We start from the raw sequence: 20,350 nt of genomic DNA on the forward strand, positions 1-20,350 counted from the left end.
GGAATGCGCTGATACAGAGGCTAAAGTTCCTGACCTGCTGACATAGCCATGGGAATCGTCGTTTAACGGACACAAACCGCCGTAAAAAGCCATAAATCTGGCGCAGGCCCTTTTTTCGCTGGCTTTTGCGTCTGGACCATTCGCTCCATTTTTACTACCGTCTGCGATCGAAGCCCTGTCCCTCCCATAACCAATGGTCGCGTTTGCGGACGGACGAACGGTCGCATCTCGAGCAGACATAAGGGGTGAAAAGCGCTTAAAAACTGGCAAAAGCTGGCCAGATGCCGCTATTCATCGAATATCGATTGGGATAGCGCAAAGCCTAAGGCTGTGCAAAAGAAGCTCGGATTGGTCATCATTTGATCAGTCACAGCAATGAAATCTGCTGACCTTTGGTACTACCGCCTTACTCACGCTTGCCTGTCTTCCCTTCTTCTATCTGTGGCCGTCTATCAGCGGCTACTTGAGCGCCTTTGAGACCACCTGTCATCACCCTTGCCACCTGGCGCGCACGAGCACTCGACCATCAGCTGACGATTCTTACTGATGGCGGAACGAGCGAAGCGTTTCCTACCCCATTCAGGCAGCTTTCGCCACATACGGCACTTTGCCACCTGCATCTTTTTTCATTTAGCGCAACAATCAAGAATCGTATGTCTATTTAAGCGTGATAGGTTTCACAGTCCCTGGGCACTTCGCTCAATTTTCTCAAGGGATGAACGCTATGGCCGCTTCGGATTACACGAATCAGATCCAACAAATCTATCTTGCCTACCTCGGCCGCCCAGCCGATCCCGCGGGTCTGGCCTACTGGGCCGATCAGGTCGATAGCCAGGGCGGTGATCTGTCGTTGGTGCTTTCCGGCTTCGCTGCGTCGGAAGAGTCCGCCGCCCTGTACGGCGAGATGAGCACCAACCAGACGATCAGTGCCATCTACGCCAATCTATTCAAGCGCGATGCCGACGATGCCGGCGTGGCCTACTGGCAGGCGCAGATCGAAAGCGGCACCGTCGATCCGGCCCAGGCCGCCCTGGCGATCCTGCTGGGTGCCCAGGACAATGACATCACGGCGGCCAGCAACAAGCTCACCGCTGCCAATGCCTTCACTGCCAGCGTTGCAGCCAGTGGCGCGACCGGCTATAGCGAGGCGGCTGCCCTGGCTGTGGGTCGCGACTTCCTTAATAGCATCGATGCGAGCGACGCTTCCCTGGCCAATCTCGACACGGCCGTCGCCGCCGCAGTCGCTCAGGCAACTGGAACGGATACCACGCCGACACCTGAACCCGAGCCGACTCCGGTATTTGCCGCCAACCTGGGCCAGGACGGCACCGTGACTTTCGATAATCCGGGCGCAGCCCTGACGGTCGCTCAAGAGAATGGCGGTTTCGTCTTTACCAGCGCCGGCAGCTCTTCCACGGTGACAGGCACCATCAACGGCATCACGGTACCGGCCGGTACTACCGTGAGTATCGCCAGCGCCGCCGCAGCCAATATTCAGTTTCCGGGCGAGGGCACCGTCGCCCTTACGGATGACGGCCCACTGACGGCAACGGCCCTGACGGATCTGGAGGCCGCCACTTCGGGCGTACTGGATGCTTCCAAGGTCACCGCCATTACCGAAGCGAGCCTCGACCAGGCGAAGGCACTGCTGAGCGCAGACGCCACTTCCTTTATTCACGCCGAGGGCGTGGCGGTTGATCTGACCAATACCGCAGCTAATGCTGCCGATCTGGTAACCCTCGATGGCGCGACTACCGGCAAGATCACCGCCGACGCCCTGACCGCGATCACTGGTGAGCTGACCTCTGTACAGGGCGTACTGCAAGCCGTTACCACGGGTACGGAACTGTCGGCTAGCGGCCTGAACAGCGTGACCCTGACCGACACGCTCACCGCCGGCGCCCTGGATAACGTGGTGCTGGCCAACGACACCACCCTGACCCTGGCGGACGTGGCCGATAACGCCCTGACGCTGGTGGATCAGACGGTAGCCGCGGGCAAGACGCTGACCATCGATGCGTCGGCCGTCACCCGCTCGGTGACTATCGATGGCAGCGCGGAAGCCGATGGCATCCTGGTCATCAAGGGGGGTTCGGGGGATGACACCCTGAATAGTGGCAAGGGTGCAAATACTCTGACCGGGGGCGCAGGTGCCGACAATTTCGTCTTTGGCCCGAATGGCATCTCGACCTTCGGCGCGCTGGATACCATCACCGACTACCGAGCGACCACCGGGGCCAATGCCGGCGCGGCAGACACCATCACCCTGAGAGGCGCCACGGTGGTGGCATCCGACAAGGCGACCGTTCAGGACCTGTCGACCGCAAGCGACCTGGCGGATGCGCTGAACACTGCGGCCAATGGGGCAACGACCGACAACGGCCTGAGCGTCTTCCTCTTTGGGGGCGACACCTATGCCTATGTAGAGACCACTGGCAGCAGCACCACCTATGTCGAGAACGATACGCTGATCAAGCTGGCGGGTACGCCCTTCGCCGAGGGCACCAGCATCGCCGGCCTGGGTATCGCGAACGTCTGATAGCTCGGTAATAAAGAAGCCCCTGCTCCAGTGATGGAGCAGGGGCTTTTTATTGGGGCTATATAAGGAAGGCCCGACCTCAAGGCCGCTGGGCGATCACCGCGTAGTCCTGCGGGCCGTAGAACCAGCGGTCGCAGTGGCGGGCCACTTCGCTGTCTTCGTGGAGGCGGTGCTCGGGCTCCACGGCGTTGACCTTGTGGATTTCCACCTGGGCGTAGCCCTTGAACTGCACCAGGAATTCGGTGAAGGCCGGCGGCAACGGGTGGATATGGGTAGGGTCGGTCCAGAAGTAGTTGGCCGAGGTGACGATGTTTTCCGGGTTGGGCGTTTCGAAGAGGATCAGCCCGCCCGGCGCCAGGGCGTGGAGGCAGACGTCGAGCAGCTGGTTGAGGCGCTCGAAGCCCAGATGCTCGATGACGTGGAAGGCGGAGACGGCGCCGATGCTGCCGGCCGGCTGGGCGGCCAGCCAGGCGATGGCATCGGTGTGCTCGGCGGGCAGGCCGCGGGCGCGGCACAGCTCGACGTTGGTGGCATTGAGGTCGATGCCCAGGCGCTCTACCTCAGATGGCAACAGCGCCAGCCACTCGCCCCGGCCACAGCCGATGTCCACCAGCGGCAGTCCGCGAGCCAGGGCCGGGTTGGCGGCGATGGTGGGCAGATAGTAGGACAGCCGGGCGTTGATGGTCTCGGCGCTGCCGCGGAAGCGATCCTCGAAGGCCAGATAGAAGCTGTCGGGCACGGTGCCGCTAGGCAGGTTACTGGCCGGAGTTTCGGCGGCATCCATCTCGGGTGTCTGGACGGCAGTCGCCAGCGCCGGCTGGGACGCCGCCGCGCGCGGCGCGCTTTCCAGGGCGGTCAGGCGGGCGCGGAGTTCCTGGTTCAGGTTCTCGGCCAGGCGCAGGCGTTCGCGCAATTCGGCCAGGGCCGGATCGGGCGTGGCCTGGCGGGCGCCAAGCACCTGCTGTTCGGCGCTGAGCACCCGGTAATGCTGCTCGTGGCGCTGGATATGGGTTTCCAGGCGTTCATGCAGGGCCAGGTGGCGCGCGGCGTCGCGCTGTTGGCGCTGGGCATTCGGGCAGCGGCGCAACAGGCTGCCGAGCAATGGCAACTGGCGGCAGCGCTGGCGCAGGCGCGCGCCGCGCAGACCCGCCACCGGAGCGCCGTGGGCACGGCCCTCGGCGGAGTCACGCAGGCCTGCCAGGAGTTCGAGCTTGTCTTCACCGGCGCGCAGGCGCTGCAGATGATGCGCCAGCCCTTCGGGATCGATCTCGCGTCCCAGCAGGTAGGGATAGGCCGCGCGCAGCAGCGCCTCGCCCTCCAGGTTCAGCAGGGCGTGCCAGGGGGCGAGTTCGGGACGGGAAGCGGACATGGCAGGGCCTAGGCGGGCTGGGAAACGGGGGTCACGTCATGCAACCCGGCGGAGAGATCGCAGAGGCCACCAAAGACGGAACCCAGGATGCCGGCCACTTCGAAGCGGATGCAGTTGTCCCGCCAGTGGTAGCAGTGGCGGGTATGGTCGGGGCCTTCGTGCAGGGCCAGGGTCAGGGTGTACTTGCCCGGGGCGAGGCGCATGGGGAATTCGTAGCGCAGCACGCGCGTTTCGCCGGTGGCGAGCACCAGGGGTACGCCGAGCAGGAAGCTGTTGGTGCCATAGATGTCCTGACCGAAGCGGTCACGGATCATCATGCCCAGGGTGGCGTCGGGCAGGTGCTCGCGGGCGCTGACGCGGACGTCCAGATGGGCGACGTCACCGCAGGCCAGGGTATCGCTGCCGGAACCCACGCCGCGCAAAACGGCGGATTCGATACGGGCTTCACCGGTGCCGTAGCCGCTCTCCTCGGCTTCCACTTCCAGCTCTTCGCGGTCGGCGCCGAGCAGCTGGTTGTAGCGATTAACCGCCTCCTCGGGCGTGTCGTCGGCGACCACACGGCCTTCGCTCAGGACGATGCAGCGATCGCAAAGCATCTTCATGGCGTTGAGGTCGTGGGAGATGAAGATGATGGAGCCGCCGGAGGCGCGGAAGGCCTTGATGCGCCTCATGCACTTCTGCTGGAAGTGGCCGTCGCCCACCGACAGGGCTTCATCGACCAGGAAGATGTCCGGATCGGCATGGATGGCGATGGAAAAGGCCAGGCGCATGACCATGCCGGAGGAATAGGTGCGGATGGGCTCGTCGATGAAGCGGCCCAACTCGGAGAACTCGATGATGGCGTTGCGCTTGGCTTCGATCTCTTCGCGGTTCATGCCCAGCAGCAGGCCGTTGCCGAGGATGTTCTGCACCCCGGTGAGGTTGCCGTCGAAGCCGGTGCCCAGTTCGAGCAGGCCGGTGACGCGGCCCTTGATGTCGATCTCGCCGCCGTCGGGCAGCAGCACGCCGTTGAGGATCTTGAGCAGGGTGGACTTGCCGGCGCCGTTGCGGCCGAGGATGCCCAGGGTCTCGCCGCTGCGGACCTCGAAGCTGATGTCTTCCAGCGCCACATGGCGGGTGTGGTAGCTGCGGCGGAAGAGGATTTCCTTCAGGCGCAGCGCCGGGCGGCTATAGAGCTTGAATTCCTTACGTACATGGGAAACGCGGAGCATGACGAAAGCCTGCTAGATGAAGTCGCGGATGTCGCGTTCGAGCTTGCGACCCAGAACGATGCCCAGGCCCAGCAGCACGGCGCCCGCCAGGATCAGAACGCCGATCGCCAGCAGATCCGGCCGGCTCGCCTGGATCAGGGCGGCGCGGTAGGCCTCGACGATGTAATAGAAGGGGTTGGCGGCGAACCAGGGGTGCCAGCGCTCGGGCATGATGGTGATGACATAGACCACCGGGGTCAGCCAGAACCACAGTTGCATGACCACGCCGACGATCTGGCCGATGTCGCGCAGAAAGACGCTGAGGATGGCGAAGATCAGCCCGAGGGCATAGGCCAGCAGCTGCTGGCAGAGAAAGATCACCGGCCACCAGAGCACGGTGGACGGGAAATGGAAGCCGATGATCGCCAGGAAGGCGACGAAGAAGCCCATGGAGATGGCATAGAGCACCGTCTCGCTGAGCAGGATGTACAGCGGCAGCGACCAGAGCGACAGCCGGACCTTGCCCAGCAGGTGGGCCTTCTCGTGGAACACCTGAGTGATGCGAGTCAGGGTGTTGGAGAAGCAGTTCCAGGCGAGCAGCCCGGTGACCAGGTAGACGCTGTAGCTGTACTGGCCGAGGGACTGCATCCCCATGGCATCCAGGCGCATGCCCATGATGTTGGAGAACACCAGGGTGAAGATGAGGATGTTGACCAGCGGCAGGATGAAGGTCCAGGCCGCGCCGAGTACCGACGCGGAATGGCGATCGATCAGATCCTGCCGAGTGAAGTTGAGGATCAGCGAGTAGTTCATGGGCAGAGATCAGGAACCGGATTGGCGCCAGTCCGCGAGGACCTGGGCGACGAGTGCAGAAGGCTCGATGCGCGGTTGCCAGCCGGTGAGGCGGCGGAGTTCGCCCGAATCGCCGACGGCGCGGGCGATATCGCTCGGGCGCAGGCGCGCGGGATCCTGCTCGACCTGGATCGGGCAGGCGGCCTGATCGATCAGGGCGTCGAGCAGTTCCTGGACGCGCAGCGGACGGCCGGAGGCGATGTTGAGCGCGGTGCCGCTGGGGATGTCTTCGCTATTAGCCAGCAGCGCCACATAGGCGGCGACCACGTCCTGGACGGCAAGGAAGTCGCGCTGGGCGCTGAGATCGCCGACGCGCAGCACGGGAGGCTGCTCGCCGCGCTCGATGGCCGCGATCTGGCTGGCGAAGTCGGTGAGCACATAGCCCTTACCCTGACCCGCGCCACTGTGGTTGAAGGGTCGCGCGCGGATCACTCGCACCCGGGAGGTGGCGGCGAACTGGGCGGCGGCTAGATCGGCTGCGGCCTTGCTCGCAGAATACGGATTGAGAGGATGCAGGGGCACCTGCTCGTCGACCTCGGCATGGCGCTTGAAGCTGGCGCCATACATGTCGCCGGAACCGATCTGCAGGAACACCGGGGGCTGTTCGAGGGCAGCGGCGGCGGTCAGCAGATTGAGCGTGCCGTGCAGGTTGATCTGCCAGCAGCGCTCGGGCTGGGCGAAGCTGCCGGAGACGCTGGCGAAGGCCGCCAGGTTGACGATGGCGGCCGGTTGCAGCTGTTGCACCAGTGCCAGGGTGGCAGCCGTATCGCTCAGGTCGAGGGCATGGCCGACGACCTGCGCCTGGCTTGGCAGCGAGCCGTCACGGCAGGTGCCGTGCAGCTCGGCGGCCGGAAAGGCGGCGGCCAGCGCCGGCAGCAGATGGCTGCCGACGAAGCCGCTGGCGCCGGTAACCAGGACCGGCTGACCGGCGAAATCACGCACGGGCGAGGGGCTTCAAGCGCGCCAGGTCGGCTTCCACCATCTCGGTGATCATCTCTTCGAGGGTGGTGGTGGCCTGCCAGCCCAGCTTGGCGCGGGCCTTGGACGGATCGCCCAGCAGCACGTCGACCTCGGCGGGACGGAAGAAGGCCGGGTCGATGACCAGGTGCTTGTCCATGTCCATGCCGACCACGTCGAAGGCGATGCGGCACATGTCGCGCACGGTGGTGGTACGACCGGTGGCGATGACGTAGTCGTCGGCGACGTCCTGCTGCAGCATCAGCCACATGGCCTGGACGTAGTCACGGGCATGGCCCCAGTCACGCTTGGCGTCGATGTTGCCCAGGCGCAGTTCGTCCTGCAGACCCAGCTTGATGCGGGCGACGGCGTCGGTGACCTTGCGGGTCACGAACTCCAGGCCGCGCAGCGGGGACTCGTGGTTGAACAGGATGCCGCTGCACGAGAACAGGTCGAAGCTCTCGCGGTAGTTGACGGTCATCCAGTGGGCGTAGAGCTTGGCGGCCGCATAGGGCGAGCGCGGGTAGAACGGGGTGGTCTCGCGCTGCTCCGGCTCCTGGATCAGGCCGTACATCTCGGAGGTGGAGGCCTGGTAGCAACGGGCGTCGGGCTTGATCAGGCGGGCCGCTTCGAGCACGTTGACGGCGCCGATGCCGCTAACCTGACCGGTCAGCAGCGGCTGGTTCCAGGAGGTCTTGACGAAGGACTGGGCGCCCAGGTTGAACACCTCGTCGGGCTGGTATTGCTGGAACAGGCGGATCAGACCCGACAGGTCGAGCAGGTCGCCGTCGATCATCTCGACGTCCTTGGCGATACCCAACCACTCCAGACGTGCCAGGTTGACGTCGGAGGTGCTACGCCGGGGGTTGAGGCCTAGTACCTTGTATCCCTTGCCGAGCAGAAACTGCGCCAGGTAGGCGCCATCCTGGCCAGTGATACCAGTGATCAGAGCAGTTTTTTGGGCCATCGCGATACGGTTCCGAAAGTTATGAGACGAGGTGCGAGCGACTCACACAAAAAAGACCGGCGATGCTACCACAGATATATGGCCGGAAGCGTGCGGTGCTCGGCAGGGCCTGGCATCCGGAAGGCCGATGCCAGGCGGTTGTCTGGGCCGACGAATGCACGGGAAGAAGGCGCTACGGGGTTTAGAATATTTCCGCTCAGATACAGGGAGGTTCTCCTGACATGCGCGAAATCACCAGCCGTTCGGCACCCTACAGCAGTATCGTCTATCTCGAATCCATCTTTCCCGATGGTTCCGCCTTCCGCGGCTCGGGCAGCGTGGTCGGCGACAACGACGTGCTCACCGCCAATCACATGGTCTACAACGCCGCGCATGGCGGTTCCGCCGTCCAGGTCATGATCGCGCCCGGGGCCTTCGTCAATGACGCCACCGGTGCGTGGTCCGCACCGCTGGGAACCTACCTGGCGAATAACTGGTCGAGCCGGGTCGGCAACTGGGATGCCAACGGCGATGGCCTGGTCTCTCCCTCTGAGGCGCAGAACGACCTGACGCTGCTGGGCTTCAACGTCAACCTGAGCTCGGTTACCGGCACTCTCACCCCCATGCTGAGCGGCGCCACCTCCTTCGCCGGCACCGTGCTCGGCTATCCGGGTCGAGGCACGGGTCTCATGCAAGACACCGGCACGGCGACCCACTACGACGGCGTCGCCGCCTATCAATTCTCCACCGGACTGGGCAGTGGCGCCTCGGGCGGGCCGCTGCTGGACAGCAGTGGCAACCTGCTTGGCGTATTGTCTTCGGGCAATAACAACGACACCTTGTCGACCTACGCCAGCCTGGGCGATGCCAGCAACTGGAAGTGGTACCTGAATGCCAGCATCGACAACGGCAGCGGGGCCGCTGCCGGCTCGCGACCGGTGGGCCTGGGCGTCAACAGCGGCAGCAAGGACGGCGAGTTTTTCTTCCAGGATCGCCTGTCCTTGGATGGCGATCATCGCGGCAGTCTCTACGGCTATGGCGGTGGCGATGTGCTGCGCCTGGAAAACGCGGCGAGCGCCTACAAGTGGCAGGCCGCTGGCAACGTGGTCAGCCTGACCAGCAACAGCGGCGACCTCTCGCTGAACCTGCACGACATCAACCTGCTCAATTTCAGCGATCGCAACCTCTATGTCCTGACCGCCGATCAGGCGCAGATCGCCCGCCTCTACAACGCGGCCTTCCACCGGGTTCCGGACTACTCGGGTCTCGACTATTGGATGTACGACCACGCCAAGGGCACGACCAGCCAGGCCATCGCCCAGTCCTTTACCGCCTCGAGCGAGTTCAAGGGGCTGTTCTCTGCGGCGGACGATCGCTCCTATGTCACCCAGCTGTATGCCAACGTGCTCGGCCGTAGCGGCGAGACCGCCGGTATCGACTACTGGTTGCACGACCTCGGCACCGGGCTGAGTCGTTCCAATGTGTTGCAGTCCTTTTCCGACTCGACGGAAAACCAGGCGCTGACCAGCGGTGCCAATGGCTTCATCCTGCTGGTGGGTCAGAACGAGTGGGCCTAGCCTGAATCTCCAGCTGGTGGGCTTCGACGATGAGGCCGTCTCAGCCCAACCTGCAACGACACTTAGGTTGGGCTGAGCGCAGCGAAGCCCAACGGGGGTCAGGCCGCAGCTCCCATCGCGTGGCTTCGACGAGGGGAAACAGAAGCCGCCCCGCCCCTGCAATCTTTCTGCAACACTCTGCCCGTTAGGCTCCGTCTCCCTTGTCATCAGACGGACCTGCGCCATGCCCACGACCCGTGAAACGATCAGCGCCTACTACCAGAGCATTCTCGGCCGCACTCCGGATGCTGCGGGACTCGATTACTGGACGGCGCAGGTTGACCAGGGTACTGCCAGTCTCGCGCAGGTAGCCACGGGTTTTTCGCTCTCGACCGAAGCGGCCTCCAGCAGGGTGCCTGTCGTCGCCCTCTACCTGAGCAGCTTTGGACGACTGCCGGATACCGAAGGGCTGCAGTACTGGACCCAGGCACTGCAGAACGGCACACCTCTGGAAGCCATCCAGCAGGCGTTTCTGCAATCGCCGGAGTTCGCCACGATGGCTGCGGGCTCGGCAACGGCCTTTCTGACCGCCGCCTACGAGAATGCCCTGGGGCGGCCCGCCGATGCGGACGGTCTACAGTTCTGGACCCAGCAACTGGCGGCCGGCACCAGCCGGACGGAGGTGCTGGCGGCACTTGCGGATTCGCCGGAAGGTCAGCCCCATGCGCTGGCCAAGGCGCAACTGAGTCTCGCCTATCTGGGGGTCAGTGGCACGCCGCCGAGCCTGACCGAGCTGAACGACCTCCTGGCGCAACAGGGACAGCAGTCATTGATCGAGCTGGTCACCCGCACGACCGAGCACCTGATCGACAATGCCGCGCCCGCCCCTGCGCCTGCCGAGCCACAGCCAGCCATCTTCACCTTCACGCCGGAGGCAGGCACCCAGGCCGGCGCGTCGGATGCGTCCGGGGTCATCCGCTGGGGCCAGTACCTCATCGTCGGCGATGACGAGGGCAATGTGCTCAGGGTTTACGATCAGCAGGGTGGCCAGGCGCTCGACGCATTCGACTACGGCAGTGTGCTGGGCCTGAGCGACGAACTGGATTTCGAAGCCATGACCTTTACCGGCAGCCTCGGCACGGAGGGAACCCTGTATCTCACCGGCTCGCACAGCAACAGCAAGAGCGGCAAGGAGGCGCCGGGACGCGAAGCCATCCTGGCCGTGAAGCTGACCACCGACGCCCAGGGCAAACCGGTGTTCGATACCACTGGCATCCAGACCTATAAAGGCCTGGTCGCGGCGCTCGATGCCTGGGATGCCAGTGGCAGCAATGGCAAGCCGGCCGGCTACTATGGCCTGAAGGTCTCTTCCGCTGCCGGCATCGCGCCAGAGCATGTCAACGGCTTTTCCATCGAAGGCCTGACCACCTCCCCCGACGACAGCCAGCTGTGGCTGGGTTTTCGCGCGCCGCAGCTGGATACCGGATCGCGCGACAAGGCGCTGCTGATTGCCGTGACCAATTATCAGGCGGTGCTGGCCGATAACAGCCTCTCGCCTACCTTCGAGGCCATGGAGCTCAATCTCGGCGGGCGGGGTATCCGCTCCATCGACCGGGCCCTGGATGGCAGTGGCTACCTGATTCTGGCCGGTCCTGCCGGCAGCGCCTCCGCCGCGGTCACCCACGATTTCCGGCTGTTCACCTGGAGCGGTGACCCGGCCACCGCGCCCTTCGAACTCGACAACAACCTGGATGCGCTGCTGGCCGCCACCGGGGGCAGTTTCGAGTCCATCGCCTCCCCGACCAGCGTCAAATCGGGTACAGAGATCCTGCTGCTGCAGGACAACGGCGATACCATCTGGCAGGGGCAGACGCAGGTGTCCAAGGATCTCGGCCCGGCGCAGCAGCACTTCCAGGGCAACCTAGTCACGCTGGGCACACCGGCTGTGGACCTTGCCGCTCCCCTTCTGGTGGCCAGCAATCCCGCGGTCGATGCGCGGGATGTCTCCACTGGCAGCCGCCTCAGTCTGACGTTCGATGAAGGCATCGCGCTGGGCAGCGGTAGCCTCCAGCTGGTGGACCAGGCCGGCACCGTGGTCCAGGTGTTCAAAGCCGGAGATCCGGGCGTAGCGATCGACTTCAACGTCCTCAACCTGACGCCGACGGACAGGCTGCAGGCGAGCAGCAGCTATCACCTGGAGATGCAGGCGGGCGCGGTCGTTGACCATGCGGGCAATGCCGTGGCTGCTATGGATATAAGCTTTGCGACTGCCGCCAGGCCTCACTACAGCCTGTTGATCACCGAGGTCAACTCCAACGCCAAGAGCGGGGATTTCTTCGAGCTGTACAACTACGGTTCGACCAGCATCGATCTCAGCGGCTGGCGCATGACGGACGAAGCCGGTCAGTTCTCCTCCGCGATCACGCTCGACGGCAATAGCGTTCTCGCCGCAGGTGCGACGCTGGTGGTCGCCGATGTGGCTGCGGCGAACCTGAGCGCGTTCAAGACGGCGTGGGGCTTGAGCGGTGCTACCTCAGTGGTCAGCGTCGACGGGGCCGGCCTCGGCAAGGAGGATGCCGTGATGCTGTTCGACAAACTGGGCAACGTCGCTGCGGCCTTCAACTACGACCTGACCGCGGTGCTTGCCAGTGATGGAACCCTGATCACGACGGCCTCCGCAGGTAGCGATGCAACGTTCAAGGACGGTCAGCACGCAGGTGCGGCCTATGGTGTCGGCGCTGGCGCCTCGGCGGTGTGGGATGGTCTGTCGACGACCCAACCCACCTATGTCGGCGCAACGGTTGGCAAGGACGGGGCCTTCGCTCAAGTCGGCGATGCAGCCTCCATTGGCTCTCCCGGCGTCGTGCTGGTTGGACAGTCTGCGCAGTCCATGGACACCCACTAGCAAGCGTGGGGGGACACACCTTCTGCGTCAACAGTAATGGCGGAGCTAGAAGGTGAGGCTCTATCAACACCCAAGACCCCGTGTGCTGGACGACCAAGGCGGGAGGGCCAAGCCACAGTAGACACTGCAGAAACGGGCGCGCGATCCGTGCCAATTATTTGCAGTCGCTGGGCCTAAACGTTAGATTTTACGGGCCACGGTCAATCCCGTGGACGGGTGTAGCAACCTGACAAACCAAGGCGCGGCAGCGTCATAGCTCACAGCCAATGCTTAGCATCTGGTTGTGCGCGTTCTATGGCGGGCCGTGCGGGGCAGGCTTCGGCCTGGCCGGTTCCCTTGGTTCCCGGTTTGCTACCCCCGTACGGTCCGCCTCCATACCGCGTAGCAACGGTGGTGGCGGCTCCTTAACCGAACCAAGGAGCAGCATGAACATGCATCGTCTTCCTTTTAAGCTCGCGCCCCGCCCCTGTCCTAGCCCATTACGTTGTACCTCCATGGTGGAGGTGAACAATGGCTGAGACGAAAGGTGCGATCCTTCCCTTCCCCGTCAGCTCAGCCTCGTTACGACAACCTGAGTTCACCCGGGAGTCGCCAGAGGCAGACGCGGATATACGGGCTTCAATGCTCAGCGACCTGTTGGATCGCCTCGCCAACGATCAGGGCAACGCGGATAGCCCAACAGACCTACGTCAGCGAATTTCGGCCTATATGGCTCGAGATTTACTCGATGAAATGGTGACGCTCTATCGCAGAGCGCTATCAGAGGCTCGTCACCCCTAGGGGAGGAGACAGCTGAGCGTCGCTCGTGTGGTGCTCAGCTGTCCATGAGGTTGTGACGGCTAGAAAAGCCTATGGGCTTTGGCGAGCGATTTCTCTAAAGCAGCTATCACCGCTTGTTCATGAGCGTAGGCTGAAATCTGTAGTCGAGATGCGACCTGGTTATGGATACTCCGCAGCCAAGTCACTTGGCTTCGTGACTTGAGCTTCTCCCTTCCTTCATCCAGCGCTCGAACGTCGCGCCCTGCGCTCCATCCATCTGTGGAGCGTAATAAACCAGCCGTAGATGGCGGTCCACATCTACTGTAAGCGTCGTGTGTTCAAACACCATCTGGCCTATCCCATCAAGTCGGAAGTATCGAATCCCTTGGCAGGGCCCATGGATGTCCTGGCGATTCCACCAGTCACAAAATTCTGGGGCTACCCGCTCCAGGTCCTTTACCAGTCCCACGATGTCTGCATCCTGGGTTCCCTGAACAAAATCGCGCCGGAAGCTCGAAAAGATCTGGACTGCCTGGCCCTCCCACGGATCGAGAAGCTGACGTAGCCGCTTGGACGTAAACAGCATCCAAAGCAAATTACGTCGCTCAGGGATCTGCTCCGAAAAGCCAAACAGTCGGTCGGCCGCGTCATTCCAAGCCAACACATCCCAGCGCAGGTTCAAGACGTAGGACGGGCGGGCATCCAGATCCTCGATCAACCGGATAATCAGGGGTGGAACTACGCACCACGTCCTGCCGGGCTCACACGGTGGCCGCTGTTGGGCGAGTAGATAGAGATGACGACGCTCCGTGGCATCGAGCTTGAGTGCACGGGATAGATTGTCCAAAAAAGTCGAGGACACGCTGATTTCTCGGCCCTGTTCGAGCCAGGTGTACCAACTAAGACCCACCCGTGCCAGCGTCGCTACCTCTTCACGCCGTAACCCAGGTGTCCGTCTTCGCCCACCGGAAGGCAACCCAACCTCTTCAGGCGTCAGCCGCTCCCGGCGGCTTCTTAGAAACTCTGCAAGCTCAATCCGAGAACGCTCGAAAGACCGTGCCGCCGGCATGCCATTACCCCTAGTAACAGTATAAGCAACCAAATTGTAACAGGCTCTAAAGGATGCGAAGAATAGCGTGTCCTGGCGCCAAGTGCCTCATGTCAGGGCTGCCGCGCGAGGAGGAATAGACGCGCTTGCTATTACTGCCTAGGAATCAAACCGATGTACAACACGCTCTTGCATCAGAAGCTGGAAGCCCTGAAACAGGCTAACCAATACCGCACCTTTACGACCTTGGACCGCTTATGTGGTCGTTACCCTTTGGCTCGCTTGGCCGACGATTCGCAGTTAGCGGTCGTAATGTGGTGCAGCAACGACTACCTCGGAATGTCCCAGCATTCCGAGGTACGTAGCGCCATGCACGAGGCCTTGGATGCCTACGGTGCAGGTTCGGGAGGTTCGCGCAACATTGGGGGCTCCCATGCGCTGTACGGACAATTAGAGCAAAGCTTGGCCGACTGGCACGGTAAGGAAGCGGCACTGGTGTTCCCTACCGGCTTCGGGTCTAACGATGCCACCCTGCAGTGTCTGCTGCGGGAGCTACCCGATTGCGTGGTGATCAGTGATGAGCGTAACCATGCCTCGATCATCAACGGTATCCGCTCAACTTCAAATGAGCGCCATATCTTCCGGCACAACGATCTCGAGCACTTGGAGCAACTGCTACAAACCTACTCCCTTGAGCGCCCCAAGATCATTGTCTTCGAGTCGATTTACTCCATGGACGGCGATGTCGCACCCGTTAAAGAAATTGTTGCGCTGGCCAAGCGATACAACGCTCTAAGCTACCTCGACGAGGTACATGCGGTAGGCATGTACGGGCCTCGAGGCTCCGGTGTCGCGGCGGAACTAGGCGTTGCGGAGCAGGTAGACATTATTCAAGGCACTATGGCCAAAGCCATTGGTGTCATCGGTGGCTATATCGCCGCAAGCTCCGTCATCATCGATGCTGTACGTTCCTTTGCAACGGGCTTCATCTTCACCACGTCTCTGCCGCCAGCAGTAACGGCAGGCTGCCTTAAGAGTATCGAACACCTCAAGCGTAGTGACGTAGAACGGAAGCGGCTGCACGCGCATACCGCAAAACTGCGCGGCAAGCTTCTGGAGCAAGACATCCCCGTCATGCCCTGTTCACGCACTCACATCCTGCCGGTATTGATCGGCGATGCCGAACGTTGCAAAGCGGCTGCGGGGCGCCTTCTGCAAACCCATCGCATCTATCTCCAGCCAATCAACTTTCCTTCGGTCGCCGTAGGCACGGAACGTTTCCGCGTTAACGCAACGCCCAATCATAGCGATGAGCAGATCGAGCAATTGGCCCTTGCCCTACGGGAAACCTTTGAGCACTTCGCCATTCCTTTTGCCTCCCAGCGGATTGGCGCGGAGGTTGCGTGATGAGGACCTCTTACGACATCCGTCGTGCTACGCCTGACGACATCCCAGCGCTCATCGAGCTTAGAGCTCATCTACTAGATGCTGGCGGAGCGCCTTACGCCAGCCGTACACCTGCAGACACTGAGCGTTGGCGCAGCGCCTACCCGCTTTGGCTGGCGACCCGCCTTGAAAGGTCAGATCGGGTACTCATTCTGTGCGCTGAGCATAAGCACACCCACGCCATACTCGGTTGCGCCACAGGCATCATTGATGACCGCGCCCCGGCTCCCGATTGTCTTAACGGCCGATCGGGTTGGGTTCAGTCGGTTGCCGTAACACCTGAGCTGCGCCGCTGCGGTATCGCAAAGGCACTCATGCAGCGGCTTCTAGACTGGTTCAGGGCGCGCCATGTGAACTCAGTAGCTCTGCAAACTACCGCCGCTGCTACCTCGCTCTACCACATGCTCGGCTTCGCCTCGACTGGCGAAGCCCTATTGGTACGTGCGGAGGGGCGGCCATGAACGTCCTTATCATCGGCCTGGGCTATGCCGGTCATCGTTTTTGGCGTGCCTTTGAACACCTGTCCGTCAGTACTGGCATGCCCTTGCGCTTGGCGTATGTTGATCGGAAACCCAAGGCACCAGAACTGCCATTCTTTCCTACGGTGGCGTCCGCGCTTCATCACTTCGAGCCCGACATCGTCGTGGTCAGCGTCAACGATGAAAGTCATGCACGAATCTTGACGGAGCTAAGCGGATATCGTGGCTTCGTGCTGTGCGAGAAACCACTCGTTACTCCCGCTGACGACCTGACACTCGTTGCCGAGCAGCTAAGTCAGGTAAGTGGTTTTGCCTTGGACTTGGTAGAACGGTACTCACCCGCCACACAATCTCTGCGTCGGCAGATCAGCGCACAGGGTTGGTCGCTGGTGAGGGCCAGCTTTCACTGGGGTAAGGACCGGCTAAATGACTACCGCCCTACCTGCGGTGTCACCAGTGAAGTCATCCATGCGCTGGATCTGGTGTCGTGGATCTGCTCCTCCGCTGATCCTTTGCAGATTCACGATGTGATCGGAGTACGTTCGGACTTCTCGATTTCCGGACATTCCGTGCTGGATACCGTCTCTCTCACCGGAACGTTGGGCCAGGCCACACTCGCAGGCTATGCCAGCTTCGTGAACATCATGCGTCAGCGCACGGTGGACTTCAGCTTCATCGATCAAGAACAGCAAGTCATTCAGGCGCGCCTGGTCTTCGATACGCCGTCTTGGGATCAGGATCACCTGCGAATTTGGACGCGCAATAATCAAGGGCAGGAGCAACTGATCGATGAACAGTGTTTCAGCCCTGCCCAACCCGGGCTTGAAACCCTGCATAAGCTGAGTCGCCTCTGTCGCCAGGTAGTGCGATGGGTATCCCTTCGCGAAACGCCCTCACAGCCCTTTGCCGACCTGCAAACGGCTATCGCTCTACAGCGCCAGCTTAACCTGATTGAGACCTCCGCCCGTTGCCCCGCTCCGGCCTGCTATGTCCCTTACGGGAACCGCAGCCTGCTGCCGGAAATGAGTGACTTGGAAACTCTGGGCTGATTTCAAAGGAGACCGCCAATGTGTGGCATTACTGGCTGGCTGTCTTTCAGCCAAGATCTTAACTTCCAGCGTTCTATCTTGGAGCGCATGACCGCAACGATGACGCGACGAGGACCTGACGCGGGCGGCCTATGGATTGATGGACCAATTGGACTCGGACATCGACGCCTCTCCATCATTGACCTCGAAGGCGGTCGCCAGCCAATGACGGCAGGCTTCGGCAACGACCCTGAAGCGGTAGCCATCACCTACAGCGGCGAGGTCTATAACTTCCAGGACCTCCGGCGTGATCTGCAAGCACTCGGACATCAGTTCGAAACTCGCAGCGACACCGAGGTAGTCCTACACGCCTATCTGGAGTGGGGCTATGACTTCGTCGAACGACTCAATGGCATGTACGCTTTCGCGATCTGGAACAGACGCAAGCAAGAACTACTATTAGTCCGTGACCGGATGGGGGTCAAGCCGCTCTATTACTTTCCAACGGCCGATGGCGTAATTTTTGGCTCCGAGCCCAAAGCCCTGCTGGCGAACCCTCTGGTACCTCGCAAGATTCAAGCAGACGGTCTGCGTGAAATCCTTGAGATGGTGAAAACTCCAGGGCAGGCCATCTTTGCTGGCATGCGCGAAGTGCTACCTGGCGAATGGGTCAGGATTTCCCGCAGTGGCTTGCAACGGCATCGTTACTGGAAGCTTGAAGCACGGGAGCACGAGCACTCGTTAGTCCAGACCATCAGCCACACGCGTGAATTACTCGAAGACATAGTTGAGCATCAGGTGGTTTCGGATGTGCCCTTATGTAGTCTGCTTTCAGGCGGACTCGACTCTTCTATCATCACAGCGCTGGCATCGCGCAAGCTGCTTGCAGCGGGAAAAGAGAACATCCGCTCTTTCTCGTTGGATTTCGCTGATCATGGCCAAGGCTTCGCAAGCGATGCTGTTCGAGGCACGCCCGATGCACCCTTTGTGAAAGACTTGGTACAGCAGATCCAATCTCACCATGGCGAGGTCGTCCTCGACAGTCGGGAACTTGCTGATCCGCAGCTGCGGGCGCAGGTTATCCGAGCGTTGGACCTACCCCCAGCCTATTGGGGCGATATGTGGCCGTCGCTCTATCGACTCTTTGAAGAGGTCCGACAGCATTCTACTGTCGCCTTGTCCGGGGAAAGCGCAGACGAAGTGTTCGGCGGCTATCGCTGGTTCCACGATCCAGCAGCCATCCAAGCGCATACTTTTCCCTGGCTGACTTCCGTGACGGAGAAATATTTCGACGGCAAGACGTTGTTCGATCCAGGCTTACTAAAACATCTGGATATGCAGAGTTTCCTACAGGACAGCTATTCGCAGGCTATTGCTGAGGCGCCTGGCTTGCCGAGCGAGGCCACCGGGGATCGTCGGATGCGGGAGATGAGCTACGTCAACCTGACCCGTTTTTTACAGACACTACTGGATCGCAAGGACCGGATGAGCATGGCGGTCGGACTGGAAGTAAGGGTGCCATTCTGTGACCACCGCTTGGTCGAATATGCGTTCAACATCCCCTGGCAGATGAAGGCCTTCGACAATAGAGAAAAGAGCATTTTGCGCGCGGCGACACTCGACCTTCTGCCAGCGTCCGTCGTCGATCGCGTGAAAAGCCCCTATCCCTCGACGCAAGATCCCGCTTATGAGCAGAGGCTACGCAGAGCCCTAGCTGCTATCCGGGATGACTCGAATGCGCCCGTCCGCCCCTTCCTCGACTTCACCCGTGTAGAGGCAGCGTTAGAAAGGCCCCTTGGCGCCCACTCGCCTATGTATGACCTCATGGGTATGGAACTCGCGGTCGGGCTTGATACTTGGCTGCGCGAGTACGACGTCAGCGTCGAGCTTTTCTAGTTACCTGGGCGACCGCCGCGTCGCCCCTTCACTTCCTATTTACCGACTCACCTCCGTGAGGACTTTGTCATGCCTTCAAATCGTACGTCACCCACCTATCTCATCGCCCTGGGCGCATTCGCCCTTGGGATGGCCTCCTATGTGACAGCAGGGCTCATCCCGCTCATCCAAAGCTCCCTTTCAGTATCAGTGGCCATGGCGGCCCAACTGGTTACCGCCTTTACCATTGCTTATGGCATCGGTTCGCCCGTGTTCGTCGCCCTCGTGCCCCCCGGCCGGCAGCGTGCCGGACTGTTACTCGCTCTACTGGTCTTCGTACTGGCAAACGCAGGAAGCGCCCTTTCTGATAGCTTTCCGACACTTGTGGTTTGCCGCGCAATCGCCGGTATCGGTGCCGGTGTCTACCTCGCCATGGGCATTGCTGCCGCCGCATCGCTCTCTACTCCGGAGCGCCGCGGCAAAGGTATCGCCGTAATTTTGGGCGGCATGGCCAGCGGTGTGGTCCTGGGTGTACCGCTGAGTTTGCTATTGGCTGACCAATGGGGCTGGCAAGCAGCTCTATGGTTGATCACGCTCCTGGGCGCTGTGAGCTGGGCGGGCCTTTACCTGCGTCTGCCAGCGCTACCCAAGGCGACCGCCAGCTCCCTTGGCCAAAAACTCGCCATGCTCAGCGATGGCCGAGTCCTGACCATTTTGCTCGTGTCGTTGCTAGCGGCCGTATCCAGCCTCGGCATGTATACCTTCATCGCCCCTCTGCTGTCTGACCCCGCCTACGGTGGTATCCACTCTGTTACGCCCTATCTCTGGGTATGGGGCATTGGAGGTGTACTAGGAAGCTTCCTAATTGGCCCCTTGGTTGATCGCGTTCGTGGTGCGGTGCTGACTTTAGGGATCATGATCATCCTGGCACTGTCGCTGCTCCTCCTTCCTCAAACCGCACAGTGGAATCACTGGCTTGTCATGCTGCCCATTGCCGCTTGGGGCGCGGTCGGCTGGGCCCTGCAGGTACCGCAGAACAACGAGCTGATCCAGGCGCGCCAACACCATGGTGATGGCAACCTTGCAGTGGCATTGAATGAATCAGCCTTGTACTTGGGTAGCGCGCTTGGTGCGGCTGCAGGCGGGTTCGTTCTACTGCTCGAACAGCCGGTCGGTAATCTGGCGCTCTACGCTGCCGGCGTAGCCACGCTTGGCGCCTTTGCCCAACTGTTCCTGCTACGCCAGAAAGGCACGGCATCCCATCACACCCATCGCGATTCTAAACACTGACTAAAGGAGAAAGGCTGTGGAACTGCGCCACTTACGCTGTTTCATCGCCGTCGCAGAAGAACGTCATTTTGCCCGGGCAGCGGCACGACTGCGTATCGAGCAGTCGGTTTA

14 protein-coding genes and 1 pseudogene are annotated in these 20,350 nt (G+C 61.6%); 9 read left to right on the forward strand and 6 right to left on the reverse strand.

Annotated features, from left to right (window positions below):
* Nucleotides 1-724: 724 nt before the first annotated feature.
* A complete protein-coding gene (locus tag AABM56_RS22250) occupies nucleotides 725-2,539 on the forward strand; it encodes a DUF4214 domain-containing protein (RefSeq protein WP_347883729.1) in 1,815 nt (604 codons plus the stop codon).
* A 79-nt stretch (nucleotides 2,540-2,618) separates the two neighbouring features.
* On the opposite strand, the gene AABM56_RS22255 is transcribed toward AABM56_RS22250, so the two are convergent.
* From AABM56_RS22255 to AABM56_RS22275, 5 genes are read right to left on the reverse strand one after another with little or no spacing between them, the layout of a single operon-like run.
* On the reverse strand, nucleotides 2,619-3,908 hold the full coding sequence (locus tag AABM56_RS22255; protein WP_347883730.1) for a methyltransferase domain-containing protein: 1,290 nt from the start codon (nucleotides 3,906-3,908) through the stop codon (nucleotides 2,619-2,621).
* Nucleotides 3,909-3,916: 8 nt separating this feature from the next.
* On the reverse strand, nucleotides 3,917-5,119 hold the full coding sequence (locus tag AABM56_RS22260) for an ABC transporter ATP-binding protein (RefSeq protein ID WP_347883731.1): 1,203 nt from the start codon (nucleotides 5,117-5,119) through the stop codon (nucleotides 3,917-3,919).
* Between the two features lie 12 nt (nucleotides 5,120-5,131).
* On the reverse strand, nucleotides 5,132-5,911 hold the full coding sequence (locus AABM56_RS22265) for an ABC transporter permease (protein WP_017641613.1): 780 nt from the start codon (nucleotides 5,909-5,911) through the stop codon (nucleotides 5,132-5,134).
* A gap of 9 nt (nucleotides 5,912-5,920) precedes the next feature.
* Entirely contained in the window at nucleotides 5,921-6,892 is a 972-nt protein-coding gene (locus AABM56_RS22270) for a GDP-mannose 4,6-dehydratase (protein WP_347883732.1), read from the reverse strand.
* Nucleotides 6,885-7,874: a GDP-mannose 4,6-dehydratase gene (locus AABM56_RS22275; RefSeq protein ID WP_017641611.1), complete on the reverse strand. Its 990-nt coding sequence runs from the start codon at nucleotides 7,872-7,874 to the stop codon at nucleotides 6,885-6,887. The genes AABM56_RS22270 and AABM56_RS22275 overlap by 8 nt, the downstream gene beginning before the upstream one ends.
* Before the next feature lie 221 nt (nucleotides 7,875-8,095).
* Here AABM56_RS22275 and AABM56_RS22280 point away from each other — a divergent pair, with 221 nt between their 5' ends.
* Both AABM56_RS22280 and AABM56_RS22285 read left to right on the forward strand, forming a co-directional pair.
* Nucleotides 8,096-9,430 (forward strand): DUF4214 domain-containing protein, encoded by a 1,335-nt coding sequence (locus AABM56_RS22280; RefSeq protein WP_347883733.1) that lies wholly within the window; start codon nucleotides 8,096-8,098, stop codon nucleotides 9,428-9,430.
* A 223-nt stretch (nucleotides 9,431-9,653) separates the two neighbouring features.
* Nucleotides 9,654-12,314, forward strand: coding sequence for a DUF4214 domain-containing protein (locus tag AABM56_RS22285; protein WP_347883734.1), 2,661 nt, complete (start codon nucleotides 9,654-9,656; stop codon nucleotides 12,312-12,314).
* Between the two features lie 961 nt (nucleotides 12,315-13,275).
* On the opposite strand, the gene AABM56_RS22290 is transcribed toward AABM56_RS22285, so the two are convergent.
* Nucleotides 13,276-14,142 carry a helix-turn-helix transcriptional regulator gene (locus AABM56_RS22290; RefSeq protein WP_347883735.1) on the reverse strand — a complete coding sequence of 289 codons (867 nt, stop codon included), beginning with the start codon at nucleotides 14,140-14,142 and terminating at the stop codon, nucleotides 13,276-13,278.
* A gap of 153 nt (nucleotides 14,143-14,295) precedes the next feature.
* Here AABM56_RS22290 and hemA point away from each other — a divergent pair, with 153 nt between their 5' ends.
* The 6 genes and pseudogenes from hemA to AABM56_RS22320 form a co-directional block, all read left to right on the forward strand.
* A complete protein-coding gene (gene hemA / locus AABM56_RS22295; protein WP_347883736.1) occupies nucleotides 14,296-15,528 on the forward strand; it encodes a 5-aminolevulinate synthase in 1,233 nt (410 codons plus the stop codon).
* Nucleotides 15,528-16,028, forward strand: a complete 501-nt coding sequence (locus AABM56_RS22300; protein WP_347883737.1) for a GNAT family N-acetyltransferase — start codon at nucleotides 15,528-15,530, stop codon at nucleotides 16,026-16,028. Before hemA ends, AABM56_RS22300 begins: the two co-directional genes overlap by 1 nt.
* On the forward strand, nucleotides 16,025-17,095 hold the full coding sequence (locus tag AABM56_RS22305) for a Gfo/Idh/MocA family oxidoreductase (protein WP_347883738.1): 1,071 nt from the start codon (nucleotides 16,025-16,027) through the stop codon (nucleotides 17,093-17,095). The genes AABM56_RS22300 and AABM56_RS22305 overlap by 4 nt, the downstream gene beginning before the upstream one ends.
* Nucleotides 17,096-17,113: 18 nt before the next feature.
* Nucleotides 17,114-18,970 (forward strand): asparagine synthase (glutamine-hydrolyzing), encoded by a 1,857-nt coding sequence (asnB, locus tag AABM56_RS22310; protein ID WP_347883739.1) that lies wholly within the window; start codon nucleotides 17,114-17,116, stop codon nucleotides 18,968-18,970.
* A gap of 69 nt (nucleotides 18,971-19,039) precedes the next feature.
* A complete protein-coding gene (locus tag AABM56_RS22315) occupies nucleotides 19,040-20,239 on the forward strand; it encodes an MFS transporter (protein ID WP_347883740.1) in 1,200 nt (399 codons plus the stop codon).
* A 16-nt stretch (nucleotides 20,240-20,255) separates the two neighbouring features.
* Nucleotides 20,256-20,342: pseudogene (locus AABM56_RS22320) on the forward strand (LysR family transcriptional regulator); the annotation flags it as partial.
* Nucleotides 20,343-20,350: the final 8 nt, after the last annotated feature.

The sequence above is a fragment of the Pseudomonas aestiva genome (genome assembly GCF_039908605.1).
Classification (GTDB): Bacteria; Pseudomonadota; Gammaproteobacteria; order Pseudomonadales; family Pseudomonadaceae; genus Chryseomonas; species Chryseomonas aestiva.